Source organism: Cellulosimicrobium sp. ES-005 (assembly GCF_040448685.1).
Classification (GTDB): domain Bacteria; phylum Actinomycetota; class Actinomycetes; order Actinomycetales; family Cellulomonadaceae; genus Cellulosimicrobium; species Cellulosimicrobium cellulans_G.
This window is the reverse complement of record NZ_CP159290.1, coordinates 1672347-1698233: the sequence shown is the minus strand read 5'-3', so window position 1 is coordinate 1698233 and position 25887 is coordinate 1672347. Positions and strand designations below refer to the sequence as shown.

26 protein-coding genes are annotated in these 25887 nt (G+C 72.9%); 15 read left to right on the top strand and 11 right to left on the bottom strand.

Features of this window, described 5'->3' with window-relative positions; translation table 11 throughout:
* Positions 1-14 precede the first annotated feature (14 nt).
* A complete protein-coding gene (gene trpD / locus ABRQ22_RS07375) occupies positions 15-1112 on the bottom strand; it encodes an anthranilate phosphoribosyltransferase (RefSeq protein WP_253050046.1) in 1098 nt (365 codons plus the stop codon).
* A gap of 33 nt (positions 1113-1145) precedes the next feature.
* Positions 1146-1583, bottom strand: coding sequence for a hypothetical protein (locus ABRQ22_RS07370; protein WP_353709074.1), 438 nt, complete (start codon positions 1581-1583; stop codon positions 1146-1148).
* A gap of 317 nt (positions 1584-1900) precedes the next feature.
* Between ABRQ22_RS07370 and ABRQ22_RS07365 the strand changes: the two genes are divergently transcribed.
* The 5 genes from ABRQ22_RS07365 to ABRQ22_RS07345 all read left to right on the top strand — a co-directional run bounded on the left by ABRQ22_RS07365 (position 1901) and on the right by ABRQ22_RS07345 (position 7040).
* The gene (locus ABRQ22_RS07365; RefSeq protein ID WP_087472315.1) at positions 1901-2551 is read left to right on the top strand and encodes a heme-copper oxidase subunit III; all 651 of its coding nucleotides are present in this window, start codon (positions 1901-1903) and stop codon (positions 2549-2551) included.
* Positions 2552-2624: 73 nt separating this feature from the next.
* Positions 2625-3404 (top strand): cytochrome c, encoded by a 780-nt coding sequence (locus tag ABRQ22_RS07360; RefSeq protein ID WP_253050052.1) that lies wholly within the window; start codon positions 2625-2627, stop codon positions 3402-3404.
* Between the two features lie 95 nt (positions 3405-3499).
* Positions 3500-4462 carry a Rieske 2Fe-2S domain-containing protein gene (locus tag ABRQ22_RS07355; RefSeq protein WP_253050747.1) on the top strand — a complete coding sequence of 321 codons (963 nt, stop codon included), beginning with the start codon at positions 3500-3502 and terminating at the stop codon, positions 4460-4462.
* Entirely contained in the window at positions 4459-6222 is a 1764-nt protein-coding gene (locus ABRQ22_RS07350) for a cytochrome bc complex cytochrome b subunit (protein ID WP_253050055.1), read from the top strand. Before ABRQ22_RS07355 ends, ABRQ22_RS07350 begins: the two co-directional genes overlap by 4 nt.
* A gap of 191 nt (positions 6223-6413) precedes the next feature.
* Complete coding sequence (locus ABRQ22_RS07345) at positions 6414-7040, top strand: superoxide dismutase (protein WP_053369073.1); 627 nt, start codon at positions 6414-6416, stop codon at positions 7038-7040.
* A gap of 248 nt (positions 7041-7288) precedes the next feature.
* Here ABRQ22_RS07345 and ABRQ22_RS07340 read toward each other — a convergent pair whose 3' ends face one another.
* Genes ABRQ22_RS07340 through coxB form a run of 3 tightly spaced genes read right to left on the bottom strand, consistent with a single transcriptional unit; the run spans position 7289 to position 10427 of the window.
* Positions 7289-7687: a cytochrome c oxidase subunit 4 gene (locus ABRQ22_RS07340; protein WP_047234280.1), complete on the bottom strand. Its 399-nt coding sequence runs from the start codon at positions 7685-7687 to the stop codon at positions 7289-7291.
* Positions 7684-9507 carry a cytochrome c oxidase subunit I gene (ctaD, locus tag ABRQ22_RS07335; protein ID WP_253050058.1) on the bottom strand — a complete coding sequence of 608 codons (1824 nt, stop codon included), beginning with the start codon at positions 9505-9507 and terminating at the stop codon, positions 7684-7686. Before ctaD ends, ABRQ22_RS07340 begins: the two co-directional genes overlap by 4 nt.
* A complete protein-coding gene (gene coxB / locus ABRQ22_RS07330; protein WP_253050061.1) occupies positions 9507-10427 on the bottom strand; it encodes a cytochrome c oxidase subunit II in 921 nt (306 codons plus the stop codon). Before coxB ends, ctaD begins: the two co-directional genes overlap by 1 nt.
* A 400-nt stretch (positions 10428-10827) precedes the next feature.
* Here coxB and ABRQ22_RS07325 point away from each other — a divergent pair, with 400 nt between their 5' ends.
* Together ABRQ22_RS07325 and ABRQ22_RS07320 are read left to right on the top strand one after the other, a co-directional pair.
* Entirely contained in the window at positions 10828-11973 is a 1146-nt protein-coding gene (locus ABRQ22_RS07325; RefSeq protein WP_353709073.1) for an aminotransferase class V-fold PLP-dependent enzyme, read from the top strand.
* Positions 11974-11990: 17 nt separating this feature from the next.
* On the top strand, positions 11991-12224 hold the full coding sequence (locus ABRQ22_RS07320; protein ID WP_353709072.1) for a sulfurtransferase TusA family protein: 234 nt from the start codon (positions 11991-11993) through the stop codon (positions 12222-12224).
* Between the two features lie 104 nt (positions 12225-12328).
* Here the strand turns inward: ABRQ22_RS07320 and erpA are convergent, their stop codons facing one another.
* A complete protein-coding gene (erpA, locus tag ABRQ22_RS07315; RefSeq protein ID WP_047234275.1) occupies positions 12329-12679 on the bottom strand; it encodes an iron-sulfur cluster insertion protein ErpA in 351 nt (116 codons plus the stop codon).
* A 191-nt stretch (positions 12680-12870) separates the two neighbouring features.
* Here erpA and ABRQ22_RS07310 point away from each other — a divergent pair, with 191 nt between their 5' ends.
* On the top strand, positions 12871-13299 hold the full coding sequence (locus ABRQ22_RS07310; protein WP_353709071.1) for a VOC family protein: 429 nt from the start codon (positions 12871-12873) through the stop codon (positions 13297-13299).
* A 12-nt stretch (positions 13300-13311) separates the two neighbouring features.
* Here the strand turns inward: ABRQ22_RS07310 and ABRQ22_RS07305 are convergent, their stop codons facing one another.
* Positions 13312-14514: a glycerate kinase gene (locus ABRQ22_RS07305; RefSeq protein WP_353709070.1), complete on the bottom strand. Its 1203-nt coding sequence runs from the start codon at positions 14512-14514 to the stop codon at positions 13312-13314.
* A 114-nt stretch (positions 14515-14628) separates the two neighbouring features.
* On the opposite strand from ABRQ22_RS07305, the gene nadA reads away from it, so the two are divergent.
* The 4 genes from nadA (at position 14629) to ABRQ22_RS07285 (ending at position 18055) form a co-directional block, all read left to right on the top strand.
* On the top strand, positions 14629-15837 hold the full coding sequence (nadA, locus tag ABRQ22_RS07300) for a quinolinate synthase NadA (protein ID WP_353709516.1): 1209 nt from the start codon (positions 14629-14631) through the stop codon (positions 15835-15837).
* A gap of 52 nt (positions 15838-15889) precedes the next feature.
* Complete coding sequence (locus ABRQ22_RS07295; RefSeq protein ID WP_253050075.1) at positions 15890-16489, top strand: DJ-1/PfpI family protein; 600 nt, start codon at positions 15890-15892, stop codon at positions 16487-16489.
* 162 nt (positions 16490-16651) lie between these two features.
* Complete coding sequence (locus tag ABRQ22_RS07290) at positions 16652-17182, top strand: acyl-CoA thioesterase (protein ID WP_353709069.1); 531 nt, start codon at positions 16652-16654, stop codon at positions 17180-17182.
* A gap of 48 nt (positions 17183-17230) precedes the next feature.
* Positions 17231-18055, top strand: coding sequence for a hypothetical protein (locus ABRQ22_RS07285; protein ID WP_353709068.1), 825 nt, complete (start codon positions 17231-17233; stop codon positions 18053-18055).
* A 37-nt stretch (positions 18056-18092) separates the two neighbouring features.
* Here ABRQ22_RS07285 and ABRQ22_RS07280 read toward each other — a convergent pair whose 3' ends face one another.
* The 3 genes from ABRQ22_RS07280 to ABRQ22_RS07270 all read right to left on the bottom strand — a co-directional run bounded on the left by ABRQ22_RS07280 (position 18093) and on the right by ABRQ22_RS07270 (position 21754).
* Positions 18093-19514 (bottom strand): dipeptidase, encoded by a 1422-nt coding sequence (locus ABRQ22_RS07280; protein ID WP_353709067.1) that lies wholly within the window; start codon positions 19512-19514, stop codon positions 18093-18095.
* Between the two features lie 74 nt (positions 19515-19588).
* On the bottom strand, positions 19589-20272 hold the full coding sequence (locus ABRQ22_RS07275) for a TetR/AcrR family transcriptional regulator (protein ID WP_353709066.1): 684 nt from the start codon (positions 20270-20272) through the stop codon (positions 19589-19591).
* Positions 20273-20296: 24 nt separating this feature from the next.
* Entirely contained in the window at positions 20297-21754 is a 1458-nt protein-coding gene (locus ABRQ22_RS07270; RefSeq protein ID WP_353709065.1) for an MFS transporter, read from the bottom strand.
* A gap of 127 nt (positions 21755-21881) precedes the next feature.
* Here ABRQ22_RS07270 and ABRQ22_RS07265 point away from each other — a divergent pair, with 127 nt between their 5' ends.
* On the top strand, positions 21882-22475 hold the full coding sequence (locus ABRQ22_RS07265) for a DUF3043 domain-containing protein (protein WP_253050090.1): 594 nt from the start codon (positions 21882-21884) through the stop codon (positions 22473-22475).
* A gap of 46 nt (positions 22476-22521) precedes the next feature.
* On the top strand, positions 22522-23535 hold the full coding sequence (locus ABRQ22_RS07260) for an aldo/keto reductase family protein (protein ID WP_353709064.1): 1014 nt from the start codon (positions 22522-22524) through the stop codon (positions 23533-23535).
* Between the two features lie 62 nt (positions 23536-23597).
* On the opposite strand, the gene ABRQ22_RS07255 is transcribed toward ABRQ22_RS07260, so the two are convergent.
* Positions 23598-24311 (bottom strand): hypothetical protein, encoded by a 714-nt coding sequence (locus tag ABRQ22_RS07255; RefSeq protein ID WP_353709063.1) that lies wholly within the window; start codon positions 24309-24311, stop codon positions 23598-23600.
* A 62-nt stretch (positions 24312-24373) separates the two neighbouring features.
* Here ABRQ22_RS07255 and ABRQ22_RS07250 point away from each other — a divergent pair, with 62 nt between their 5' ends.
* Positions 24374-25885 (top strand): PLP-dependent aminotransferase family protein, encoded by a 1512-nt coding sequence (locus tag ABRQ22_RS07250; protein ID WP_353709062.1) that lies wholly within the window; start codon positions 24374-24376, stop codon positions 25883-25885.
* The last annotated feature ends 2 nt before the right edge of the window (positions 25886-25887 follow it).

Below are 25887 nucleotides of genomic sequence, written 5' to 3'. Positions count from 1 at the left end.
GCCGCCGCGGGGTCTCAGTCCCGCGCCGCGGCCTCGGCCCAGCGCGCGAGGACGTCGCGGGCGGCACCCGTGTCCACGCTGCGCGCCGCGATCTCGTAGGCGGCGCGGAGCCGCTCGGCGAGCGTCCCCTGCGCGGTCCCGGGCAGCGTGCCGTCCGCGACGAGACCGGCGGCCGCGTTGAGCAGCACGGTCTCGCGCACCGGGCCGGCCTCGCCTGCCAGGAAACGCCGGGCGACCTCGGCGTTGTGCGCCGCCTCGCCACCGCGCAGCTCGGCGATCGTCACCGGCGCGAGGCCCAGGTCGGCGACCGGGTCGAGCCGCTGCTCGGTCACGACGCCGTCGCGCACCTCCCAGACGGTCGCCCCGCCCGTCGCCGCGAGCTCGTCGAGCCCGTCGTCGCCGCGGAACACGAGCGCCGAGGTCCCCCGCCCCGCCAGCACCCCGGCGATGAGCGGCGCCATGCGCGCGTCCGCGACACCGATGGCGGCCGCACGGGGTTGCGCAGGATTCGTCAGCGGGCCGAGGACGTTGAACGCCGTCGGGATGCCGAGCTCCTTGCGCGCGACGCCCGCGTGTCGCATGGACGGGTGGAAGACCATCGCGAAGCAGAACGTGATCCCCGCCTCCTGCACGATGCGGGCCACCCGCTCCGGCCCGTGGTCGAGCCGGATGCCGAGCTCCTCGAGCACGTCCGCGGCGCCCGACGACGAGGTCGCGGCGCGGTTGCCGTGCTTGACGACCCGCACGCCCGCGCCCGCGATGACGAGCGACGCCATGGTCGAGATGTTGACCGTGTGCGCGCGGTCGCCGCCCGTGCCGACGATGTCGACCGCCGGACCGTCCACGGCGAACCGGCTGGCGTGGGCCAGCATCGCGTCGGCGAGCCCGGTCAGCTCGGCGACCGTCTCGCCCTTCGCGCGCAGCGCCACGAGGAAGCTCGCGAGACGCACGGGCGACACCTCGCCCGACATCACCTGGTCCATCGCCCACGCGGTGGAGTCGGCGTCGAGGTCGTGCCCCGCGACGAGCTCGGTCAGCAGGCCGGGCCACGTGAGCCCCGTGCCCGTCGAGTCGCTCGTGGTCGAGGCGGCGGGGTGCGGGGTGGCGGTCACGGGCGGCCCTTCGGCTGGTCGGTCTCCTGTCGGCTACCGCGTGCCGGCGGCACGCAGCAGGTCGGCGACGGCGCGCTGGAGGGCGACCGCGTCGAACGGCCGGGGCACCGCGTCGTCGGCGAGCGACCACGATGCTAGCCAACCGTCCTGCGGCCTGCCGGTGAGGACCAGGACCGGCGGGCAGCGGTAGACCTCGTTCTTGAGCTGCCGGCACAGGCCCATGCCGCCGGCCTTGTCGGCCTCCCCGTCGAGGACGAGCAGGTCCCAGCCGCCCGCGTCCGCCGCGGTCACGACCGCCACCGGCGTCGCGACCTCGAGCCACTCGATGTCCGGCTGACCCGCACCCAGCCGCCGCCCCACGGCGAGGCGCACCTGCTCGCGCACCGTCACGTCGTCGCTGTAGAGGAGGATGCGCGGCGCGCGCGGGGTCACGCTCGTGTCCCCGTGCGTCGTCGTCACGGTCGTCGTCATCGTCGTCACCGTCGCCTTCGTGGTTCCCTCAGGGTGGTCGGGGAGGGCGCGCCACGGCACCGCGGCGCGCACGTCCCGACTGGCATCTTGGCACGTCGGAGCGGATCGCAGCACCCCCTCGCGCGGTACCGACGCCGACCGGCGCGGGGCCCGGGACCAAGGGCCCTGGCCGCCCTCGGGCGCATGCCAGTTTCATGGCACTTAGCAGCGATCCGTCACCAAGTGCAGGTCTCCGTGGGAAGATCTGGAGACATTGTGAGATTCACCGCCTCCGGGCGGCCGTCTGCGTGCCGCGGACCGGCCGTTCGTCGGCCATAATGGCTCCTGTGTCGACCGCAACGGCTGCCCCCCACGCCCATCAGCACGTGAGCGTCAACCGACCGAACCCCGTCTCGGTCGGGACGATCGTGTGGCTGGCCAGCGAGCTCATGTTCTTCGCCGGCCTCTTCGCCATGTACTTCACGGTCCGCGCCGTGATGCCCGCCGACGAGTGGGCCCTGCAAGCGGACAAGCTCAACCTGACCTTCGCGGCGATCAACACGACCGTCCTGGTGCTGTCGTCGGTGACGTGCCAGATGGGCGTGTGGGCCGCCGAGCGCTTCCAGCCCGTGCGCACCGGCTCGATCTTCCAGGTGAACCGCTGGGGGATGAACGAGTGGATGACGCTCACGTTCCTCATGGGTGCGTTCTTCATCGGTGGTCAGATCTTCGAGTACGCCGAGCTCGTCGAGCACGGCGTCTCGATCTCCTCGACGCCCTACGGCTCCGTCTTCTACATCACGACCGGCTTCCACGGCCTCCACGTCGTCGGTGGCCTGATCGCCTTCCTGTTCCTTCTCGGCCGCTCGTTCTCGGCCAAGAACTTCGGGCACCACGAGGCCACGACGGCCATCGTGACGTCCTACTACTGGCACTTCGTCGACGTCGTGTGGATCGCGCTGTTCTTCGTGATCTACATCTTGCGCTGACGACCCGCCCGGGGTCCGCCCCGGCCCGCCCATCCGCCCCCTGCTCCCCCACCTGCGAGACGAGGATCATTTCGTGAAGGCACTCGCCGCCCGCAGACACCACCGCCTCGCGCCGGTCGTGCTGCTGCTGCTGGCGCTGCTGGTCACCGGTGGCGTCTACGCCGCCTTTGCACCGACTCCGGCCAACGCCGAGACCGCCAGCACCGAGGACATCGAGACCGGCCAGAAGCTGTTCCAGGCCAACTGCGCCACGTGCCACGGCCCGAACGCCGAGGGCTCGGACACGGCTCCGTCGCTCGTCGGCGTCGGCGCAGCGTCGGTCGACTTCCAGGTGTCCACCGGCCGCATGCCCATGCAGATGGACGGTCCGCAGGCCATCCAGAAGCCTCGCCAGTTCGACGAGGAGCAGACGGCGCAGCTCGCCGCCTACGTCGCCTCGCTCGGCGCGGGCCCGGCGATCCCGACGGACGAGCAGGTCGACGCCTCGCTCGGCGACGTCGCGAACGGTGCCGCGATCTTCCGCACCAACTGCGCGATGTGCCACAACGCCGTCGGCGCGGGCGGCGCGCTCTCGGAGGGCAAGTTCGCGCCCCCGCTGTGGGAGACGTCGGAGCGCAACATCTACCAGGCGATGCTCACCGGCCCGCAGTCGATGCCGGTCTTCAACGACGCGACCGTCACGCCCGAGGAGAAGCGCGACGTCATCGCGTTCCTCGAGTTCCAGCGTGAGGGCTCGGCCGGTGGCCTGTCGCTCGGCTCGCTCGGCCCGGTCAGCGAGGGCCTGTGGGCCTGGATCGTCGGAATGGGCCTCCTCATCGGGGCCGCAGTGTGGATCGGAGCGAAGTCCTCGTGAGCGACTACCAGAACCCCCGGTCGCCCGAGTCCTCGCACCGCGAGGTCGGGCACCGCGAGGAGCACGGCACCCTCGACACCTTCCCGGACCCGGGGCTGCCCGAGCACAAGAGCCGCATGGCGGACCGCGACCCGAAGGCGTCGAAGCGCGCCGAGCGCCAGGTCGCGACGCTCTTCGGCATCTCGGTGATCGGCACGATCGCCGCGCTCGTCGTGTACTTCGTCATCCCGCCGGACGGGACCACGGCCGGCGTGCGCCTGTCGACGCTCTCGCTCGGCGTCGCCATCGCCTTCGCGCTGCTCGGCATCGGACTCGGTGCCGTGCACTGGGCGAAGGTGCTCATGTCCGACCACGAGAAGGTCGACGAGCGCCACCCGATCGCGAGCGACGCGGAGACCCGCGCCGGCGCGATCGCCGAGCTCGAGGCCGGCGCCAAGGACTCGGGCATCGCCCGTCGCGGCGTCCTCAAGGGCGCGGTCATCTCCGCGCTCGCGCTGTTCCCGCTCACCATCGCCGTCCCGCTCGTCGGGAGCGTCGGCGGCGACTGGAACGTCTCGAAGTTCAAGCACACGCTCTGGAAGCCCGGGACGCGCCTCGCGATCGACCCCTCGGGTCGGCCCATCAAGGCGGCGGACGTGACGATCGGCTCGGTCGTGCACATCATCCCCGAGGCCTCCCAGGAGGAGATGCAGTCCCACGAGTGGATCACGGAGAAGGCCAAGGCCGTCGTCCTGCTGGTCCGTCTCGACCCGCGCGACATCGTGTCCGAGCAGTCCCCTCCGGGAGAGAGCTGGTCGTACGACGGCATCGTCGCGTTCTCCAAGATCTGCACGCACGTCGGCTGCCCCGTGGCGCTCTACGAGCAGCAGACGCACCACCTGCTGTGCCCGTGCCACCAGTCGACGTTCGACGTGGCCGACAGCGCGAAGGTGGTCTTCGGCCCCGCGAAGCGGCCCCTGCCGCAGCTGCCGATCACCGTTGATGACGAGGGCTACCTGGTCGCCCAGAGCGACTTCCACGAGCCCATCGGCCCGAGCTTCTGGGAGCGTCTGAAGTGACCACCAGCACCGGAACCGCCGCACCCAAGGCGGCCGCACCGAAGGCAGCCGCGCCGACGACCCCCGCCGGCAAGGCCGCCGACTACCTGGACCAGCGCACGAGCATCGGCGTCGCCGTCAAGGAGTTCGCGCGCAAGGTCTTCCCCGACCACTGGTCGTTCCTCCTGGGCGAGATCGCCCTGTACTCGTTCGTCGTCCTGATCCTCACGGGCATCTTCCTGACCATGTTCTTCGTGCCGAGCATGTCGCTCGTCACGTACCACGGCGAGCCGGCGTCGATGAACGGCGTGCTCATGTCGGACGCGTTCGCGTCGACGCTGCACATGTCCTTCGAGGTGCGCGGCGGTCTGCTCATGCGGCAGATCCACCACTGGGCCGCGCTCATCTTCCTCGCCGCGATCGTCACGCACATGATGCGCGTGTTCTTCACCGGCGCCTTCCGCAAGCCGCGCGAGGTCAACTGGCTCGTGGGCATGCTGCTCATGATCATGGGCCTCGCCGCCGGCTTCTCGGGCTACTCCCTCCCGGACGACGTCCTGTCCGGCAACGGCCTGCGCATCACCGACGGCGTCGTGAAGTCGATCCCCCTCATCGGGTCGTACCTCTCGTACTTCATCTTCGGCGGCGAGTTCCCGGGCGAGCACATCATCCCCCGGCTCTTCACGGTGCACATCCTGCTGGTGCCGGGCCTGATCCTCGCGCTCGTCGCGCTCCACCTGTTCTTCGTCGTGCTGCACAAGCACACGCAGTACCCCGGTGGCGGCCGCACGGACACGAACGTGGTCGGCTACCCGCTGTTCCCGGTGTACGTGGCCAAGGCCGGCGGCTTCTTCTTCGTCGTGTTCGGCATCCTCGCCCTCATGGGCGGCACGATGGCGATCAACAACGTCTGGAACTACGGCCCGTTCGACCCGTCACCGGTGTCCGCAGGAGCCCAGCCCGACTGGTACATGCTCTTCCTCGAGGGCTCGCTACGACTGATGCCCGGCCAGGCGGAGTTCGTGACGTGGGGCGACTACACCGTGCCCCTCAACGTCCTGATCCCGGCCGTGGTCGTCCCGGGCCTGCTGTTCACGTTCCTGTTCGTCTACCCGTTCCTCGAGGCCGCGGTGACGAAGGACAAGCGTGAGCACCACGTCCTCGACCGCCCGCGCAACGTCCCGGTCCGCACAGGTCTGGGCGTCGCGTTCCTCACGGCGTTCATCATCCTGGCGCTCGCCGGGTCGAACGACCTCATCGCGACGCACTTCCACATGTCGATCAACACGATCACGTGGGCGTTCCGGATCCTGTTCTTCGTCGGCCCGTGGTTCGCGTTCTGGATCACCAAGCGCATCTGCCTCGGCCTGCAGCGCAAGGACCGCGAGCTCGTGCTCCACGGCCACGAGACGGGCCGGATCGTGCGGTTCGCGCATGGCGAGTACATCGAGGTCCACCGCCCGCTCGACGAGCAGGAGCGCTGGCTCCGGGTCAACTACCAGGCCCACGAGCCGCTCGAGATCGAGCCGGCGACGGACTCGCGCGGCGTGCGCCGCAAGGGCTACAAGAAGGACAAGCGTCTCCAGCGCCTGTCGCGGTTCTTCTACGAGGACCGGATCGAGCCCGTGACGCCCGCCGAGCTCGCGGCCGCGCACTCGCACGGCGAGCACGACGCACTCGAGGGCGAGAGCCACGAGCAGATCGAGGCCGGTGCCGCGACCGTCGGTGGTGGGCGCGACCTCGTCGAGCCGGAGAAGGGCGCCGACGAGCGTCGACGCTGAGGTTCCTGCACAGTAGGACGATGACCCGCGACCAGTCCCCTCATCGAGGCGGACAGGTCGCGGGTCATCGTCGTCTCGGCACCCGGGCGCGGGCGGCCGCGCCCGCCTGAGGCTGTCGAGGCACCGCCAGTTCACCGCACACAGCGGCCGCTGGACCCCTTCCTGCGGCCCGGTACCAGGAGGTACTCCGGATGCCCGTCTACACCCTGCCCGAGCTGTCCTACGACTACGGTGCGCTCGAGCCGCACATCTCCGGGCGGATCATGGAGCTGCACCACTCCAAGCACCACCAGGCCTACGTCACCGGCGCGAACACCGCCCTGGAGAAGCTCGCCGAGGCCCGCGAGACCGGCGACTTCGCCGCGATCAACCTGCACGAGAAGAACCTCGCGTTCAACCTCGGCGGCCACGTCAACCACTCCGCCTTCTGGACCAACCTCTCCCCCGAGGGCGGCGGCGAGCCCACCGGCGAGATCGGCGCCGCGATCGACGAGCACTTCGGCTCCTTCGACGCCTTCAAGAAGCAGTTCGCCGCCGTCGCCGCCGGAGTCCAGGGCTCGGGCTGGGCCATCCTCGCCTGGGACTCCATCGGCTCCAAGCTCGTCACCGTCCAGCTCTACGACCAGCAGGGCAACCTCACCCTCGGCCTCACCCCGATCGTCCTGCTCGACGTCTGGGAGCACGCCTACTACCTCGACTACCAGAACGTGCGCGCCGACTACGTCACCGCCTGGTGGAACCTCGTCAACTGGTCCGACGCCGAGGCCCGCCTCCAGCGCGCCAAGACCCAGACCGCCGGGCTCATCGTCCCCGCCTGACGCCCCGCCAGACGACACCCGCCCGGCGAGCACGACACCGCCCGCCGGCGAACACGACATGAGGGTCGTTATCCATCGGATAACGACCCTCATGTCGTGTTCGACAGCCTGACGGGGGCGGCGTCGGGCTCAGTCAGTCGTCACGAAGAGGTGGCGCGCGATGTCGTCGAGCCGGTCGACGAAAGACGAACGGCCCGGTCCCCGGACGGGGATCGGGCCGTTCGGACGTCGCGACGACGTCGGGTCGATCAGTGGGCGTGCTGGCCGCGGGAGAACTCGAAGACCCAGCCGACGAGGGCGACCGCGGCGAGGGCGATCCCTACGTAGACGAGCCACCAGCCGACGGCGAGGCCGAGGAAGACGATCGCGGCCGAGCCGGCGATGGCGAGCGGCCACCAGCTCCACGGGGCGTACACGCCCTGGTCGCCGGCGCCCTGCTCGATGAGACCCTCGGGGTCGTCCTCAGGGCGGGCGTCGATGCGCTTCGCCGTGAGCATGAGGTAGGCACCGATCATCGCGACCAGCGCGCCGGTCAGGAGGATGGCGACCGACCCGACGGGCTCCCAGTGGCTCCAGAAGCCGTAGACGAGCCCTGCGGCGATGAAGAACGGCGTCCCGTAGAGGAACAGCTTGTACTCGACCTTCACTTCCCGGCCTCCTCGTCCGTCGTGCCCGTGCGGGGTTCGTCGACGATCGTGGTCGTCGTGGAGTCGCTCGCGGCCTCCGAGCCGCTCAGGCGGTCGAGCGCGACGCTCTTCTCACCGCGACGGTCCGCCTCGCCGTAGACCTGCTCGAGGACGTTCGGGTTCGGCTCGGCGTGATCCATCGCCGCGACCTCGGGGTGGTGCAGGTCGAACGCGGGCGACTCGGAGCGGATGCGCGGCAGCGACGTGAAGTTGTGGCGCGGGGGCGGGCTGGACGTCGCCCACTCGAGCGAACGGCCGTAGCCCCACGGGTCGTCGACCTCGACCTTGGGCGCGTTGCGCCAGGTCGTGTAGACGTTCCAGAGGAAGGGCAGCGTCGACGCGGCGAGGATGAACGCCCCGACCGTCGAGACCTGGTTCTCCCACGTGAAGCCGTCCGACGGCGCGTAGTCCGCGTAGCGGCGCGGCATGCCCTCGACGCCCAGCCAGTGCTGGATGAGGAACGTCATGTGGAAGCCGATGAACAGCAGCCAGAAGTGCAGCTTGCCGAGGCGCTCGTTGAGCATCCGGCCGGTGAACTTGGGCCACCAGAAGTAGAAGCCCGCGAACATCGCGAACACCACGGTGCCGAACACGACGTAGTGGAAGTGCGCCACCACGAAGTACGAGTCGGAGATGTGGAAGTCCATGGCCGGGCTCGACAGGATGACGCCCGTCAGGCCGCCGAAGAGGAAGGTCACGAGGAAGCCGATCGACCACAGCATCGGTGTCTCGAACGTGAGCTTGCCTCGCCACAGCGTGCCGATCCAGTTGAAGAACTTCACGCCGGTCGGGACCGCGATGAGCATCGTCATGAACGCGAAGAACGGCAGCAGGACCGCGCCGGTCACGTACATGTGGTGCGCCCACACCGTGACGGACAGCGCCGCGATGGCGATCGTCGCGTAGACGAGGCCCTTGTAGCCGAAGATCGGCTTGCGGGCGAAGACCGGGAAGATCTCGGACACGATGCCGAAGAACGGCAGCGCGATGATGTACACCTCAGGGTGCCCGAAGAACCAGAACAGGTGCTGCCAGAGGATCGCTCCCCCGTTCTCGGGGTTGAAGATCTGGGCACCGAAGCGCCGGTCGGCGCCGAGCGCGAAGAGCGCGGCGGCCAGCGGCGGGAACGCCATGAGCACGAGGAGGCTCGTGATGAGCGTGTTCCACGTGAAGATCGGCATGCGGAACATCGTCATGCCGGGCGCGCGCATGGTGATGATCGTGGTGATGAAGTTGACGGCACCGAGGATCGTGCCGAAGCCGGCGAGCGCGAGGCCGAACACCCACAGGTCTCCCCCGAGACCTGGACTGAACGTCGTGTTCGACAGCGGCGCGTAGGCGAACCACCCGAACGAGGCCGCGCCCTGCGGCGTGAAGAAGCCGGCCGAGGCGATGAGACCGCCGAAGAGGTAGAGCCAGTACGCGAACATGTTCAGTCGCGGGAACGCGACGTCCGGCGCACCGATCTGCAGCGGCATGATGACGTTGGCGAACCCGGCGAACAGCGGGGTCGCGAACAGCAGCAGCATGATCGTGCCGTGCATCGTGAAGAGCTGGTTGTACTGCTCCTTGCTCTGCACGATCTGGATCCCGGGCTCGAAGAGCTCCGCGCGGATCACGAGGGCCATGAGGCCGCCGATGCAGAAGAAGATGAACGACGTGATCAGGTACATGTACCCGATCGTCTTGTGGTCGGTGGACGTGACCCACTTGATCACGGTCCGACCGAGGGTCTGACGCCGAGGGGCGAGACCGGGGATGACTTCGGCCTGCGCGACCATCAGTGCTCACCCTCCGTGCTAGCGGGGACGGGGTTCGGGTCCTGGAGGCGGCTGAATCCCTCGACCGGGATCTGGCCCTCCTGCCCCTTCTCGCGGAGCGCCTCCATCTGCGCGTCGAACTCGGCGCGGTCGACGATCTCGACGTTGAACAGCATCCCGGAGTGGTGCTCGCCGCAGAGCTCGGCGCACTTGCCGGCGTAGACGCCCTCGCGCTGCGGGGTGACCACGAACTCGTTGGTGCGGTGGGGGATCATGTCGAGCTTGTAGAGGAACGCCGGGATCCAGAACGAGTGGATCACGTCGCGCGAGTCCAGGACGAAGCGGATGCTCTCCCCCGCCGGCAGGTACAGCGTGGGCAGCGCCTCCGACGTGCCGGGCGCGCCGTCGATCTCCGCGTCCACGGTCATGGTGCCGCCGACGTCGGCGAGGTGCTGGCCGGTCTCGTAGACGTCCTCGTCCACGTAGTTGAAGTCCCAGCTCCACTGCTTGCCGATGACCTGGACGGTCATGTCCGACTCGACGTCCTTGTCCACGATCGCGGACATGTCGCGGTCCGTGTAGAAGAACAGGACGAGGACCATGATGATCGGCACGGCCGTGTACATGATCTCGAGCGGCAGGTGGTACCGCGTCTGGACCGGGAGCCGGTGGTCGTCCTTGCGCTTGCGGTACGCCGCGACGCACCACAGCATGAGGCCCCACGTGATGACGCCGACGATGAGGGCGGCGATCCACGAGCCGGTCCACAGCGACGTGATCCGGGCGGTCTGGTTGGTCACCTCCCCGTCCTCGTAACCGGGCAGGAACCCGCGCTGGACCGTGTCGCTGGCGCAGCCGGACGCCACCGCAGCGACGGCGACGGCGAGGGCCGTCGCCCGCAGGATGGTGCGCCGTGTGCGGCTAGGGGGTTGCGAGTGCAAGGGGGGCCTTTCACGTCACGTCCTGCCCGAACCCGTCTTTACGAGCCCAGCACAGGACCTTCGTCCTCGACACACGAAGCCTAGCGCGGGATTCCGCCCTTCGTGCCCCGGAACGCGCGCTGGACGGGCGAGATGCGGCACACGTCGCCGCCGGTCAGGGCGGGTTCACCACACCCGCGCCAGGTCTGTCAGATCCTTGCCACACCGACGCTCCGCCCGGCAGGGCGGTACCGTGCCGGTGGAGCGTCCGGGCTCGCACCGACGCCCCGTCGCGGTCCGCGCGAGCGCAACGATCCGGCGCCCCGCGGGAGACCCGCGACGCGCCACCCCGGCGCGGTCGACCGGCTCGCCCGCCCGCGCCGCGCCCACGCGGCCCGACCGCCAGCGCCCAGGAGGCCATGTGACACACACCACCCCCGTCCGCCGGGCCCGGCTCGACAACGGCGGGCGCGCGCCCTGGCACCCCCTCGCGCGCGAGGCCTTCGACCGTGCGCTCGACGACGGCTGGGCCGACCCCCGCCGCCTGCACGCGGAGGGTCGTCGTGCCGCCGCGCTGCTCGACGGCGCACGCGAGGCCGTCGGTGCCGCGCTCGGCGTGCGGACGGAGGAGGTGCACTTCACGCCCTCCCACACGGCGTCGTTGCACACCGGCGTCGCCGCCCTGTCCGGCGCACGCGCACGCCTCGGCCGACGGGTCGTCGTCGGCGCCGTCGAGCGTGCCGCCGTGCTGCACGCCGCCGAGCACGGCGGGCTCGAGCGCGAGGTCGTCGACGTGGACCGCACAGGCCGGGTCGACGCGGCCGCGATGTCCGACGCCGTCGCGCGCCCGGGGGTCGCGCTCGCCGCGCTCCAGCTCGCCAACGGCGAGGTGGGCACGCGCCAGCCCGTCGTGGCGGTGCACGACGCCGCGCGCGCGGCCGGGGTCCCGCTCCTCGTCGACGCGGGGGCGAGCGTCGGCCACGACGTGGTCCCCGCGTCGTGGGACGCTCTCGCCGCCGACCCCGCCGACTGGGGCGGAGGTCCCGGGGTCGGGGTGCTCGCGGTCCGCTCCCGTGTCCGACGGCGCAGCCCGTTCCCGGAGGACCCCGACCCGTGGGCACCCGGAGGGGTGTCCGTGCCCGCGGCGTTCGCGGCCGCCGTCGCGCTCCAGGCCGTGCTGGCGGACCGGGAGGCCGAGGACGCGCGCCGCCGTGCGCTCGTCGACCGGGTCCGGGCGCGCGTCGCCGAGATCCCCGACGTCGAGGTGGTCGGCGACCCGGCCGACCGCCTGCCGCACGTGGCGACGTTCTCGTTCCTCTACGTGGACGGCGAGGCCCTGCTCACCGACCTCGACCGCGAGGGTGTCGCCGTCGGGTCGGGGTCCGCGTGCACGTCGAGCTCCCTCGAGCCGTCGCACGTCCTGGCCGCGATGGGCGTGCTCACGCACGGGAACGTGCGCATCGCGCTCGACCGGTCGACGAGCGCGGCGGACGTCGACCGGCTGCTCGACGCGCTGCCCGGGGCGGTCGCGCGCGTGCGAGCGACGCTGGGGGTGCAGGGCCTGTGACGGGCGACGCTCCCGACGTGGTCGACGCACGCGGTCTGCGCTGCCCGCTGCCGGTGATCCGGCTCGCCGCGGCGGCGCGCGACCGGGACCCGGGCACGCGCCTGACGGTGTGGTCGACCGATCCGGCCGCGCGCCTCGACGTCCCGGCCTGGGCACGGATGCGCGGGCACACGGTCGTCGGCGACGAGCCGCTCGCGCGCGACGACCACGACGAGGGCGCCTGGGCGATCACGGTCGAGCTCGGCGCCTGACGTCTCGCCGGGCTCGCCGCCGGGACGACGCGAGCCCGGCCACCCGCGGTGCGGGTGGCCGGGCTCGTGCGGTCCGGTGCGGCGTGCGGGGCACGCCGGGCGGGTCAGCTGAAGGAGCCGCCGCAGGCGCAGGCGCTGCCCGCGTTGGGGTTGTCGATCGTGAAGCCCTGCTTCTCGATCGTGTCCGCGAAGTCGATCGTCGCGCCCTCGAGGTACGGGACGCTCATCTTGTCGACCACGACCTCGACGCCGTCGTAGTCGCGCAGCGCGTCGCCGTCGAGCACGCGCTCGTCGAAGTAGAGCTGGTAGATCAGGCCGGAGCAGCCGCCGGGCTGCACCGCGACGCGCAGGCGCAGGTCGTCGCGACCCTCCTGCTCGAGGAGGGTGCGGACCTTGTCCGCGGCCCCGTCGGTCAGGTTGACGCCGTGCGTGGCAATGTCGGTGGTCTCGCTCATCTCGTCTCCGCGCTGTCGGGGGCAGTGCTGCCCCGGTGGTGGCCGGCTTCTACGGACCTCTCGAGAGAGATCCCGTCAGGTCCTCAACACCACTCGTGCCGGTCGTGTTCCCGAGTCTACGACCACGCGACGACGTACGGTCGAACGGAGCCCGCGCCACACCGGTGGCGCGGCCCCCCGACGGGAGACGCATGGACCAGTCGTTGCACTTCGTGACGGTCGCGACGCGCGACCTGGACGCCGCGCGGGCCTTCTACGGCGCGCTCGGCTGGACCGCGCAGCTCGACGTGCCGGGCGAGATCGTCTTCTACCGCTCGGCGGCGGGCCAGCTCCTCGGCTTCTTCGAGGAGTCGGCCTTCGCGCGCGACGCCGGCACCCCCGACGCGACGCCCGCCACGACGGGCCTCACGCTGTCGCACAACGTGGGGTCCCGGGCCGCGGTCGTCGAGCTCGTGCAGGCGATGGTCGACGCGGGCGGGACCGTCCGCAAGGCGCCGCAGGAGGGCGAGTTCGGCGGCGTCTTCCACGCTCACGTCGCGGACCCCAACGGGCTGGTGTGGGAGGTCGCGCACAACCCGGCCTGGTCCGTCCGCGCGGACGGGACCGTCGACCTCGGCTGAGGCGCCCCGCCGTCAGCCGCGCGACCAGGTGCGCGCGACGCGCTCCACGAGCGCGCGCGGGTCGCCGTCGCCCCACGCGTACGCGCCGCTGAGCCCCGCGGCGGCCTGCTCACGCCGCCCCGCGACGACCGCGCGCGCCACCACGACGACGGGGAGCGCGTGGTGCGCGGCGCGGACCGCGACCTCGCGCACCGTCCCGTCCCCCAGCTCGTGGGCGCCGAGCTCGTCCGCGAGCACGACGACGGCCTCCGCACCCGCCAGGCGCGCGTCCAGGCCCAGGTCGTCGGCGACGACGCGCAGCCCGGGCACGAGCCGACCGCCCAGCGCCGCGACCGCGTAGGCGAGCCCGCCCCCGCTCCCGGCCCCGGGCAGTCCGGCCAGGCGACGGCCTGCCGTCGCCGCGGCGAGGAGGTCCCGGCCCGCGAGCGCGCGGCCCGCTCCCCCGGTCTCCGCCGCGTGGTCGACGGCGGACGCCACGCCGTGCGCGACCGCGCCGAGCGCGCGCTCGAGGTGCTGGGCCACCGCGGGGTCCACGCCGCGGGCGTCGAGCACCGCGCTCGCCCCGTGCAGGCCGAGCAGCGGGACGTCGGACGCGACGGCCGCCACGAGGTCGGCGCCCCTGAGCGCCGCCCGCGCGGCGCGCACGACGTCGGTCGGGACGGCGGTCCCCGGGTCGCCGGCGAGCGACGCCGCCCCCGCGAGCGCCAGGAGCGCCCCGCGCCCGGCGTCGTGGCTCGTGCTCCCGCCGGTGGCGAGGACGACCCGCCCGGGCGCCCCGTCGGGTCCGCGTGCGGCGTCGGCCGCGAGCGCCAGGAGGTGGCCGACGGCGGTCGAGGACCGCGCGGGCACGGTCACCGCTCCCGCGTCGCCGGCGCCGGTGGCGGGCACCTGGGAGGCGTCGACGTAGACGGTCCGGCGCGTGCCCGTGCCCTCGCCGCCCGGCGTCCGACGGCGGACCGCGACCGGGACGTCGTCCCCGTCCGGCCCCGGGACCGCTCCGGCGAGCACCTCGGGCGCGACGGGCGCGACCGCGTCGAGGAACGCGGGCCCCGACGCTGCGAGCGGCACGGTCTCGACCTGGGCGTGCGGCGCCCACCAGCCCGCGACGTCGTCGAGCGAGGGCCCTGCCGGGACGGGTGGCGACGCGGCCGCCGCGGCCGGCCACGCGCCGTCGGGCACGGGTGGGACGGCGGACCCGGTGAGCAGCACGCGCATGCCCGGATTGTGCCAGGGCGCACGCCCGTCCGGTCCCCGCGGGACGCCCGCTCGGCCGCGGCGGCGCTGTGCGACGATGGTGCCGTGAGCACTGGTAGCACCTTGCTGTCGTCCGTGGACGGGCCGAACACCTCGCGCCAGGGCGGGTTCGCCGAACCCAGTCCTTCCGCCCTGCTCCTGCTGGGCCAGGGCCGCGACCTCGCGTCCGAGCGCGGGGTCGAGTGCGTGGGCGAGCTGCCCGCGCCGAGCGACCCGGACCTCGTGGAGCGCGCCCGGGCCGCCCGCGCCGCGCTGGGCGAGCGGGCGTTCGTGCTCGGTCACCACTACCAGCGCGACGAGGTCATCGACTTCGCCGACGTGACGGGCGACTCGTTCAAGCTCGCGCGCGAGGCCGCGGCGCGGCCCGAGGCGGAGTTCATCCTCTTCTGCGGCGTGCACTTCATGGCGGAGAGCGCGGACATCCTCACGTCCGACGCGCAGCAGGTCGTGCTGCCGGACCTCGCGGCCGGCTGCTCGATGGCGGACATGGCGGCGATCGACCAGGTCGAGGACGCGTGGGACGTGCTCGAGGAGGTCGGCATCGCCGACTCCACGATCCCCGTGACGTACATGAACTCCTCGGCCGCGATCAAGGCGTTCACGGGTCGCCACGGCGGCACCGTGTGCACCTCGTCGAACGCGGAGGTCGCGCTGCGCTGGGCGTTCGACCAGGTGGGTGGCGTGGACGGCACGGGCAAGGTGCTGTTCCTGCCGGACCAGCACCTCGGTCGCAACACGGCGGTGCTGAAGCTCGCCATGTCGCTCGACGACTGCGTCGTGTTCGACCCGCGCAAGCCGAACGGCGGCCTCACGGACGCCGAGCTGCGCGACGCGCGCATGATCCTCTGGCGCGGGCACTGCTCGGTCCACGGCCGGTTCTCGGCGAAGAACGTGAGCGACGTGCGCGCCGCGGTGCCGGACGTCAACGTCCTGGTGCACCCCGAGTGCAAGCACGAGGTCGTCACGGCGGCGGACTTCGTCGGGTCGACGGAGTACATCATCACGATGCTCGACGCCGCCGAGCCGGGCTCGTCGTGGGCGATCGGGACCGAGCTCAACCTGGTGCGTCGCGTCGCGCGCGCCCACCCGGACAAGCAGGTGCACTACCTCGACTCGACGGTGTGCTTCTGCTCGACGATGAACCGGATCGACCTGCCCCACCTCGTGTGGGCGATGGAGTCGCTCGTCGCGGGCCGCGTCGTGAACCGGATCGTCGTGGACGCGGACGACGCGCACTGGGCGCGCGTCGCGCTCGACCAGATGCTCGCCCTGCCGGGCATCTAGCCCGACGGGAGCCGAGGTCCCTCGAGCAGCCGGGGGCACGCGGAGGTATGGCATGAGCACCGGGAACGGCATGAACGTCGGCATCTTCGTGTTCGACGAGGCGGAGGAGCTCGACGTCGCCGGGCCGTTCGAGGTGCTGTCCGCGTGGGCCGAGCACTCGGCGCTCAAGCCGCACGTGTCCACGTTCTCGTGGGACGGCGGCGGCGTGCGGCTCGCGAAGGGCCTGCGGCTGCTCCCCGACCGCTCGGCGGACGACGTCGGCCCGCTCCACCTGCTCGTCTACCCGGGCGGTTGGGGGACGCGCTCGCTGCTCGCGGACCGCGTGCACCTCGAGTGGCTGCGCGCGATGCGCGCCCAGACCCCCGTCATCGCGAGCGTGTGCACGGGGTCGCTCGTGCTCGCCGCGGCGGGGCTGCTCGCGGGGCGGCCCGCGACGACGCACTGGGCGCACTACGACGAGCTCGCGGAGATCGACCCGAGCGTCGTGCTGGACACCGAGGCGCGCTTCGTGGACGACGGCGACGTCGTCACGTCCGCGGGCGTGTCCGCGGGGATCGACATGGCCCTGCACCTCGTCGCGCGCCTGGAGAGCGACGACGTCGCGCGCGCCGTGCGCCGCGGGATCCAGTACGACCCCGACCCGCCGGTCTGAGGCGGCCGCGTCACCCTGACGCCGACGGCATCTTGCTCTGGCGGCGACCGTCCGGCTCGCCGCGCGGACGGGCAGGAGGCGCCGTGGCGGGCCGAGACCTCCACGCCCCGCCCGCCGGCGAAGGTACCTGATACCGCCCGTGCGAGGTAGTAGCCTGCCCGGGTGACCCGCCAGATCCAGCTCCTCGTCGCCAGCACGCTGCCGCGCAAGGCCGTGCCGGGCCGGGGCGTCCTCGAGCCGTCCGTCACCCGCATGCGCGTGCACCCCGGCGACCTCGACTTCTACCTGCACGTCAACAACGGGACGTACCTCCAGATGATGGACATCGCGCGCAGCAACTTCATCGCCGATCTCGGCGGGTTCCCCCTGCTCAAGGACAAGGGCTGGTACCCCGTCGTCGCGGCGTCGACCATGAAGTACCGCCGCTCCCTCCAGCTGTGGGACCGCTTCGAGATCACGACGCGCGTCCTCGGGTGGGACGAGCGCGTCGTCTACCTCGAGCAGGTGTTCACGCGCGGCGCCGACCTGTGCGCGCGCGGCCTCGTCGCGGGCCGGTTCCTGGCGCGCGGGTCGGGCGACCGGATCGCCGCCCCCGACGTCGTCGGGCTCCTCGGCGGCGACGTCACCTCTCCCGAGCTCCCGGACGACGTCGACCGGTGGTCCCGGGCGGTCGACGTCGCGCACCGCGGCTGACGACCGGCGCCCTGGTCGCGCGCGGGGGGCGGGTGCTTCGATGGCACGGTGACCGCCGACCGAGCCCCTGACTCTGACCCGCACCCGGACCACCCCGCCACCGACCCGTTCGACGCGACCATGGTCCCGGCCCTGCCCTGCCGGGACATCGACGAGCTGCGCGACTTCTGGACCGCGCTCGGCTTCGACGTGACGTACCGCCAGCTCCGGCCGAACCCGTACCTCGCGGTGCGGCGCGGCGGCGTGGACATCCACTACTTCGGGCTCGACGGGATCGAGCCGCAGGACAGCTACAGCACGTGCATCGTCGTCGTGGAGGACACGGCGCCCGTCTTCGAGGCGTTCGCCGCGGGGCTGCGCGCCCGCTACGGGCGCCTGCCGCTCACCGGGTTCCCGCGGATCACCCGACCCCGACGGCGCGCGAACGCGGGCGGCACGACGGGATTCAGCCTCGTGGACCCCGCCGGCAACTGGGTCCGCGTGATGCGCCGCCCTCCCGCCGCGGCGGCGCCGACCACGGACGCGGCTGGGGCGTCCGCCGTCGACGCGTACGCCGCGCGGCCCGAGGGACGGCTCGCCCGGGCCCTGGACGACGCCGTCGTGCAGGCGGACTCGCACGGCGACCCCGTCCAGGCGCGCAAGATCCTCGCGGGCGCGCTGCGGCGTGCCGGGGACGACGCCGACGTCGCCGACCGCGTGCGCGCCCTCGCCTACCTCGCCGAGCTCGCCGTCCTCGCGGACGATCCCGACGCTGCCCGCACGCACCTCGACGACCTCGACGCGCTGGCGGCCGCCCTCTCCCCTGACGTGCGCACCGTCGTCGAGCACGCCCTCGCCGAGGCCGCCGACCTGCGGGCGGCGCTCCCCGGCTGACCGGTCGAGCGCCGCCGCGCACGGACGGACGGTCGGGTCAGGCGACCGCGCCGCCGAGCCGGGCGAGCAGGAGCGCCTCGGCGAGCACCACCTTCTCCAGCTCGCCGAGGTGCACCGACTCGTTCGCGCCGTGCGCGCGCGAGTCCGGGTCCTCGACGCCCGTCACGAGGATCGCCGCGTCGGGGAACACCTCGAGCAGGTCGGCGATGAAGGGGATCGACCCGCCCACGCCGATGTCGACCGGGTCGGTGCCCCACGACGTCGCGAACGCCCACCGCGCGGCCCGCATCGCCTCGGAGTCGCCCGGGGCGAGGAACGGCTTGCCCTGCTCGCCGTCGCGGACCGTGACGCGCGCGCCGAGCGGAGCGTTCCCCTCCAGGTGCGTACGCAGCGCCGCCATCGCGGCCGCCGGGTCCTGACCCGGCGCGAGCCGCACCGAGAGCTTCGCGGTCGCGCGGGGCGTGAGGGTGTTCGACGCGTGCGCGACGCTCGGCGCGTCGAGCCCGATCACGGCGATCGCCGGCTTGGTCCACAGCCGGCCCGCGATGCTGCCCTCGCCTGCGAGGACGGTCCCGTCGAGCAGCGAGGAGTCGGCGCGGAAGTCGGCCTCGGCGTAGTCCACGGTCGGCTCGTCCGCCGTGACGAGCCCGGGCACGGCCACGTTGCCCGCGTCGTCGTGCAGGGTGGTGATCAGCCGCGCGAGCAGCGTCACCGCGTCGAGCACGGGACCGCCGAACATGCCCGAGTGCACCGCGTGGTCGAGCACGGCGACCTCGACCTCGCAGTCGACGAGGCCGCGCAGCGACGTCGTGAGCGCGGGGACGCCGACCTTCCAGTTCGACGAGTCCGCGACGACGATGACGTCCGCCGCGAGCAGGTCGCGGTACTGCGTGAGGAACGGCAGGAACGTCGGCGAGCCGATCTCCTCCTCGCCCTCGACGAAGACCGTCACCCCGACGGGCAGGTCACCGACCTCCGTGAGCGCGCGCAGCGCACCCAGGTGCGCCACGACTCCCGCCTTGTCGTCCGCCGCACCGCGCCCGTACAGGCGCCCGTCGCGCTCGGTCGGCTCGAACGGGTCGGACTCCCAGGTCGCGGCGTCGCCCGGGGGCTGCACGTCGTGGTGCGCGTACAGGAGGACGGTCGGGGCGCCGTCGGGCGCAGGACGGCGCGCGACGACGGCCGGCGCGCCCTCCGTGCCGTCGGCGGCCCGAGCGCGCAGCACCTGCACCTCGGGCAGACCGGCGTCGCGCAGCAGCGCCGCCACGGCATCGGCGCTCGCCGCGACGTGCGCCTGGTCGAACGCGGCGTTCGACACGCTCGGCACGCGCACGAGGGACTCGAGGTCCGCACGCAGCGCGGGGAACAGGCGCGCGACGGTCTCGCGGAGCGTGGTCGCGAGCTCGGGGTCGGTCGCGGTGCCGGGCGCGGGGACGGTGGGTTCAGGTGAGTTCGTCACGACGAGCACGGTACGACAACCGGACGTGCGGTGGGCTCTGCCGCATCCCCGAGACTCTTCCCTCGCTGGTCGAGTCAGCCCGGGAGGTGGACGTGCGGCGCGTCCGGCCCGCCCCGGTGCTCGAGCTCGAGCGCCGCGCTGCGCGCGAGGAGCGCGTCGTAGTCGACGGCGAGGCCACGGAGGACGAGCTCGATCGCGCTCTCGGCCTCCGTGTCGCTCAGGTGCGTGTCGCCGAACAGCGTGCGGTACTGGACGAGCGACGCGAACAGGTCCACGACCTGGTCCTGGTCGACGTCCTCGCGCAGGTCGCCACGCGCCGCCGCGTGGGCGAGGGTCGCGGCGACGGCCCGCCGCGACGGCTCGACCACCACGGCGAGGTAGCGCTCGCGCAGCGCCGGGTCGGGCGCGCATTCCGCGTACAGCGCAGCGAGGACGTCCGGCCTGGTCGCGCGGTACGCGCCCAGGAACACTCCGAGGCTCTCGCCGAGGTCGCACAGGGTGCACCCGGTGTCCGGCGCCTCGGGGACGCTCATCCGGGCCGCGATCGCGGCGAGGGCCAACGGCGCGCGCCCCGCCCAGCGGCGGTAGATCGCGGGCCGCGTGGTCCCGGCACGGCGTGCCACCTTCTCGAGCGTCAGCTGCGCGTAGCCCCCGGAGTCCAGGAGCGCGGACGCCGCGTCGAGCACCGCGCGGTCGATCTGGCGGTCACGCGGCCGGCCACCACCGCCCGGGGTCGGGATGCCGGAAGCGCTGGACATGGTCGTGATCGTATCCGCGGACCGTCAGCCGCGACGGTCCGGGCGCACGAGGACCCGGAGCACGAGCGTCGCCGCGAGACCCACGAGCAGCGCCGCGACGACCGCGTAGGCCGGGAGCCCCTGGGCGGGCGCGCCGCCGTCCTCCGCGAGAGCCGCGCCGTCACGGAGTGCCGAGCGGTGCACGACGACGGACAGGACCCCGGCCGCCGCGATGCCGAGCGCCGTACCGAGCTCGGCGGACACCTCCTGCGTCGCGGCGGCGGAACCCGTCTGCTCGGGTGGCGCCGACGAGATGACGAGGTCACTCACGAGCGCCGCCGCGGCACCGTGCCCGAGGCCGAGCACGGCGACCGACCCCGCGAGCGCCGGCACGGGTGCCCCCGCCCACCCGACGACCACGGTCAGCACGGCCCCCGCGACGATCACGACCAGGCTGACGGCGACGACCACCTCGGGGCGGAACCGGGAGGCGAGACCAGGAGCGAGCAGCGCGCCGAGGATGTTCACCGCGACGTACGGCAACGTCCACAGGCCCGCCTCGAGCGGGTCCAGACCGGCCGCGCGCTGCAGGTGCTGGGTGAACAGGTAGTACACCCCGACGACGCCGATCCCGGTCAGCAGCAGCGTGCCGAGGGCGGCGGCCGGCCGCCGCGCCGTGACGAGGCGCAGGTCGAGCAACGGGTCGGGGAGCCGTCGCTGGCGTCGGGCGAAGAGCCCGAGCAGCAGCACTCCGGCGACCATCACGGCGGCGTCACGCACCGCCGTCGTGCCTCCGGAGGGACCGGCCGCGAGCTCCTGGAGACCGAAGACGACGGCGAGCATCCCCACGACGGACAGTGCGACGCTCGTCAGGTCGAGCCGCCCCGCGTCGTTCGTCCCGCGTGGCCTCGGTAGGAGCCACGGTCCGAGGAGCACGAGCGCGAGCATGGGCGGCACGTTGACGAGGAAGACGGAACCCCACCAGAACCGCTCGAGGAGTGCACCGCCCAGGACCGGCCCGATCGCGGCGCCGACCGAGAAGGCGCTGAAGAGGATCGCGATCGCGAGGCGCCGCTGCGCATCGGCACGGAACATCTGGCGCAGGAGGGAGAAGAGCGCGGGCATGAGGGTCGAGCCCGCGACGCCGAGCAGTGCCCGGGCGAGGATCAGCGTCTCCGCGCTCGACGCGGTCGCGGCGAGCACGGACAGGGCGGCGAACGCGGTCGCCCCGACGAGCAGAAGCCGACGTGCGCCGACGCGGTCCGCGAGCCGCCCGGCGGTGACGAGCGTCCCGCCGATGAGGAAGCCGTAGACGTGGGAGATCCACAGCGCCTGCGTGGCCGAGGCGTCCAGGTCCACGATGATCGAGGGCAGCGCGAAGAACAGCACGGTGAGGTCGGTCGCGACCATGAGCATCGGGAGCACGAGCAGGACCAGCCCCGCCCACTCCTGGGGTCCTGCCCGGACGGTCGTCGTCACGGTGGCTTCGGTCGTGCGGCTCATGGCTCTCTCCTCCGGCAACATTACGTATCGTCTTGTAACGCTACTGGCGGATGCTGCTCCTGACCACCCCTACCGGAGGAGGGATCGACGACGCCGAGCACTCGTCCGGCTCGACTACGCTGGAGGGGTGTTCTCCCGCAACAAGTCCGCCGCGACCCCCGCCGCCCCCGACCCTGTCGAGCAGGCGGCCGAGATCGAGCGGGCCGGCAAGGGCCGCCCGACGCCCAAGCGCAAGGTCTCCGAGGCCGCGAACAAGCGCCCCCTGGTGCCGAACGACCGTCGCGCCGCCGCGAAGTCCGCGCGGGAGAAGCAGCGCGAGATGCGCGACCGCCAGTACCAGGCGATGCAGACGGGCGACGAGCGCTACCTGCCGCCGCGCGACAAGGGCCCGGTCAAGCGCTACGTGCGCGAGTACGTCGACGCGCGCTGGAACCTCGGCGAGTTCTTCCTGCCCGTCGCGCTGGTGTTCATCGTCTTCTCGTTCCTCACCGCGCAAAACCAGGACCTGGCGTTCCTCACGGTGATGACGCTCTACGTCATCGTGCTGCTGACCGTCGTGGACGGCTTCATCATGTGGCGCCGCCTGCGCAAGCGCCTGCTCGCGAAGTTCGGCGAGATCCCCAAGGGCACGACGATGTACGCCGTCATGCGGGCCTTCCAGCTGCGCCGAGCACGCCTGCCCAAGCCGACGCACAAGAAGCACGGCGTCTTCCCGGAGTGAGCCGGAGCGGTTCCTGAGGCAACCGTCCGGCGGTTAGGTTGAGCCCATGCCCACCTACCGCTACCTCGGCAACTCGGGTCTCAAGATCTCCGAGATCACCTACGGCAACTGGCTCACCCACGGCTCCCAGGTCGAGAACGACGTCGCGAAGGCGTGCGTCCACGCGGCGCTCGACGCCGGCATCTCGACGTTCGACACCGCGGACGTCTACGCGAACACGAAGGCCGAGCAGGTGCTCGGCGACGCGCTCAAGGGACAGCGGCGCGAGTCGCTCGAGATCTTCACGAAGGTCTACTGGCCGACCGGCCCCGGCGGCCCCAACGACACGGGCCTGTCCCGCAAGCACGTCATGGAGTCGATCAACGGCTCCCTCAAGCGGCTCGGCACCGACTACGTGGACCTCTACCAGGCGCACCGGTACGACACCGAGACGCCGCTCGAGGAGACGATGCAGGCGTTCGCCGACATCGTCCGGCAGGGCAAGGCCCTGTACATCGGCGTCTCCGAGTGGACCGCCGACCAGATCCGCGCCGGCGCCGCGCTCGCGAAGGAGCTCGGCTTCCAGCTCATCTCCTCCCAGCCCCAGTACTCGATGCTGTGGCGCGTCATCGAGGACGAGGTCGTGCCGACCTCGCGCGAGCTGGGCCTGTCGCAGATCGTCTGGTCCCCGATGGCCCAGGGCGTGCTGTCCGGCAAGTACCTGCCCGGCCAGGCGGCACCGGCCGGGTCGCGCGCGGCCGACGAGAAGGCGGGCCGCGGTGGGATCTCGCAGTTCATGACCGACGACGTCCTCACGCGCTTGCAGGGCCTCAAGCCGGTCGCGGACGAGCTGGGGCTCACCATGCCGCAGCTCGCCATCGCGTGGGTCCTGCAGAACGACAACGTCGCTGCGGCCCTCGTGGGTGCGTCGCGGCCCGAGCAGGTCGCCGAGAACGTCAAGGCGTCGGGGGTGACGATCCCGGCCGAGCTCCTGGCGCGCATCGACGACGTCCTCGGGGACGTCGTCGAGCGCGACCCGCGCAAGACCGCGGAGAACGCACCGCAGACGCGCGTCGCCTGACTCCGGCACGTCGTGCGCGACGACGGCCCCGGCGGCGATCCGCCGGGGCCGTCGTCGTCTCCTCACCGGCCGGGCTCGGGCATGCCTCCCTCGCCCGGCCGGGGGCCTGTGGTCGCGGCGACGGGCTCCCGCGGCTCCGACTCGGCGTGCGCCCGACGACGCACCCGGGCGGGGCGCGGGTCCGCGAGCCCCCGCGGGGCGAACCAGCGCGCCGTGAGCTGGACGATCGGCCCCACGCCCAGCGCGTAGGCGACCGTCGCCCAGCCCAGCGTGCCGCCGAGCACCCAGCCCAGCGACACGACGACGACCTCGATGAGCGTGCGCACGAGGCGCACCGACCACCCGGTGCGCGCGACGAGGCCGGTCATGAGCCCGTCGCGCGGGCCGGGCCCGAGGCGCACCCCGAGGTACGCCGAGGTCGCGAGCCCGTTGAGCACGATCCCGCCGACGGCGAGCGCGACGCTCGCGGCGACGCCGGGGTCGGGCACGAGGCGGGTCACGAGCGCGATCGCCGGGTCGATGGTCAGGGTGATGACGACGACGTTCGCGATCGTCCCGATCCCCGGGCGCTGCCGCAGCGGGATCCACGCGAGCAGCGCGAGCACGCTGAGCGACCCGACGACGACGCCGAACGGCAGCCCGGTGCGCAGCACGACGCCCTGGTGCAGGACGTCCCACGGCATCCCGCCCTGGCCCGCGTGGAGCAGCATCGCCATGGACAGCGCGTAGGCGAGGAGGCCGAGGAGGAGCTGGACGGCACGACGGGTGGGGCTCATGCGAGCCATCCTGACGACCAAGTGGCATCGACATCCATAGCCAATCGCGAGAGAGTGGCCCTATGAGTCTCGCCCCGCCTGGGTCCGTCGACGTCCACCGCCACCTCTCCCCCGCCGCCGCGGCGCGGCTGCTGGGTCGCTGGCACGCGGGCGGCCCCGCGTACACCGCGCTGGCCGACGCGCTGCGCGCCGCCGTCCTCGCCGGCACGCTCGCCCCGCACACGCGGCTCCCGTCCGAGCGCGACCTCGCCGTCGCGCTCGGCGTCTCCCGCACCACCACGGCGGCCGCGTACGGGCGGCTGCGCGAGCTGGGCTTCGCGCGCTCCCGGACGGGGTCGGGGACCGTCGTCGTGCTCCCCCGCGCGACCCGGCCCCGGACCGCGCCCCGTGCCCGCGGGGGCGACGCGCCGCCCGCACCGGCCCCGCACGTCGCACCGATCGACCTCGCCGACCTCTCCCAGGCGACCTCCGCCGCCCCGAGCGGGCTGCACGGCGCGTACTCGCGCGCGCTCGAACGCCTCCCCGAGTACCTGTCCGGAGGCGGGTACGAGCCGTACGGCGTCGGCGTCCTGCGCGAGGCGATCGCCGACCACCACACCCGGCGCGGCACGGCGACGACGCCCGACGAGGTCCTCGTCACGACCGGCGCCCAGCACGCGATCACCACGCTCGCGGGCACGCTCCTCGGTGGCGGCGACCGCGCCGTCGTGCAGTCGCCCACCTACTACCACGCGATGGAGGCACTGCGCCGCGCCGGGGCGCGGCTCGTCCCGGTCCCCGTGGGGCGCGGTGACCGGGAGTCGCACCCCGGCCGCGAGCAGGACGCGCCCGGGTTCGACGTCGACCTCTTCGGCTCGACGCTGCGCCAGGTCTCGCCGCGGCTGGTGTACCTCGTACCGGACTTCCACAACCCCACCGCGTACACGCTCACCCCCGAGGAGCGGGCCGGGGTGCGCGAGGCCGCCGCGCGCCACCGCGTGACCGTCGTCGGGGACGAGACCCTCACGGACCTCGACCTCGAGGGCGACCCGGACGCCGTCGGCCCCGTCGCCGAGCCGCTCGCCGGGGACGGGGCCTCGCCGTACGTCGTCACCGTCGGGTCGGCGTCCAAGTCGTTCTGGGGCGGGCTGCGCGTCGGGTGGGTCCGCGCGCACCCCGACCTCGTCGCGCGGCTCGCGCGCACCCGGCAGTCCGCCGACATCGCGACCGCGGTGCTCGAGCAGCTCGCCGTCGTCGAGCTGCTCGACGACGCGGGCAGCGTGCTCGCCGAGCGCCGCAGGACGCTGCGCGCCCAGCGCGACCTGCTGTGCGGGCTGCTGGGCGCGGCGCTCCCCGACTGGCGCGTGCACGTGCCGGAGGGCGGGCTGTCCCTGTGGGTCGACGTCGGCGCGCCCGTCGCCCAGGCGTTCGCCGCCGCGGCCGCCGCGGAGGGCGTCCTGGTCAACGCCGGCCCGACGTTCACCCCCGACGGCAGCGCCGCGGACCGGCTGCGCCTCACGTTCTCGCGACCGCCCGAGGAGCTGGAGCGGGCGGTGCCCCGGCTCGCCGCAGCGTGGGCGCGCGTGGCCGGCTGAGC

Excerpts from the sequence above, each read along its gene's own strand:
- ABRQ22_RS07345 (WP_053369073.1), top strand. The coding sequence starts at position 6,414 with ATGCCCGTCTACACCCTGCCCGAGCTGTCCTACGACTACGGTGCGCTC.
- ABRQ22_RS07270 (WP_353709065.1), bottom strand. The coding sequence starts at position 21,754 with ATGAGCCGCACGACCGAAGCCACCGTGACGACGACCGTCCGGGCAGGA.
- ABRQ22_RS07305 (WP_353709070.1), bottom strand. The coding sequence starts at position 14,514 with ATGCGCGTGCTGCTCACCGGGTCCGCCGTCCCACCCGTGCCCGACGGC.
- ABRQ22_RS07295 (WP_253050075.1), top strand. The coding sequence starts at position 15,890 with ATGAGCACCGGGAACGGCATGAACGTCGGCATCTTCGTGTTCGACGAG.
- ABRQ22_RS07260 (WP_353709064.1), top strand. The coding sequence starts at position 22,522 with ATGCCCACCTACCGCTACCTCGGCAACTCGGGTCTCAAGATCTCCGAG.
- ctaD (WP_253050058.1), bottom strand. The coding sequence starts at position 9,507 with ATGGTCGCGCAGGCCGAAGTCATCCCCGGTCTCGCCCCTCGGCGTCAG.
- ABRQ22_RS07255 (WP_353709063.1), bottom strand. The coding sequence starts at position 24,311 with ATGAGCCCCACCCGTCGTGCCGTCCAGCTCCTCCTCGGCCTCCTCGCC.
- ABRQ22_RS07275 (WP_353709066.1), bottom strand. The coding sequence starts at position 20,272 with ATGTCCAGCGCTTCCGGCATCCCGACCCCGGGCGGTGGTGGCCGGCCG.
- ABRQ22_RS07365 (WP_087472315.1), top strand. The coding sequence starts at position 1,901 with ATGGCTCCTGTGTCGACCGCAACGGCTGCCCCCCACGCCCATCAGCAC.
- ABRQ22_RS07310 (WP_353709071.1), top strand. The coding sequence starts at position 12,871 with ATGGACCAGTCGTTGCACTTCGTGACGGTCGCGACGCGCGACCTGGAC.
- erpA (WP_047234275.1), bottom strand. The coding sequence starts at position 12,679 with ATGAGCGAGACCACCGACATTGCCACGCACGGCGTCAACCTGACCGAC.
- ABRQ22_RS07370 (WP_353709074.1), bottom strand. The coding sequence starts at position 1,583 with ATGACGACGACCGTGACGACGACGCACGGGGACACGAGCGTGACCCCG.
- ABRQ22_RS07250 (WP_353709062.1), top strand. The coding sequence starts at position 24,374 with ATGAGTCTCGCCCCGCCTGGGTCCGTCGACGTCCACCGCCACCTCTCC.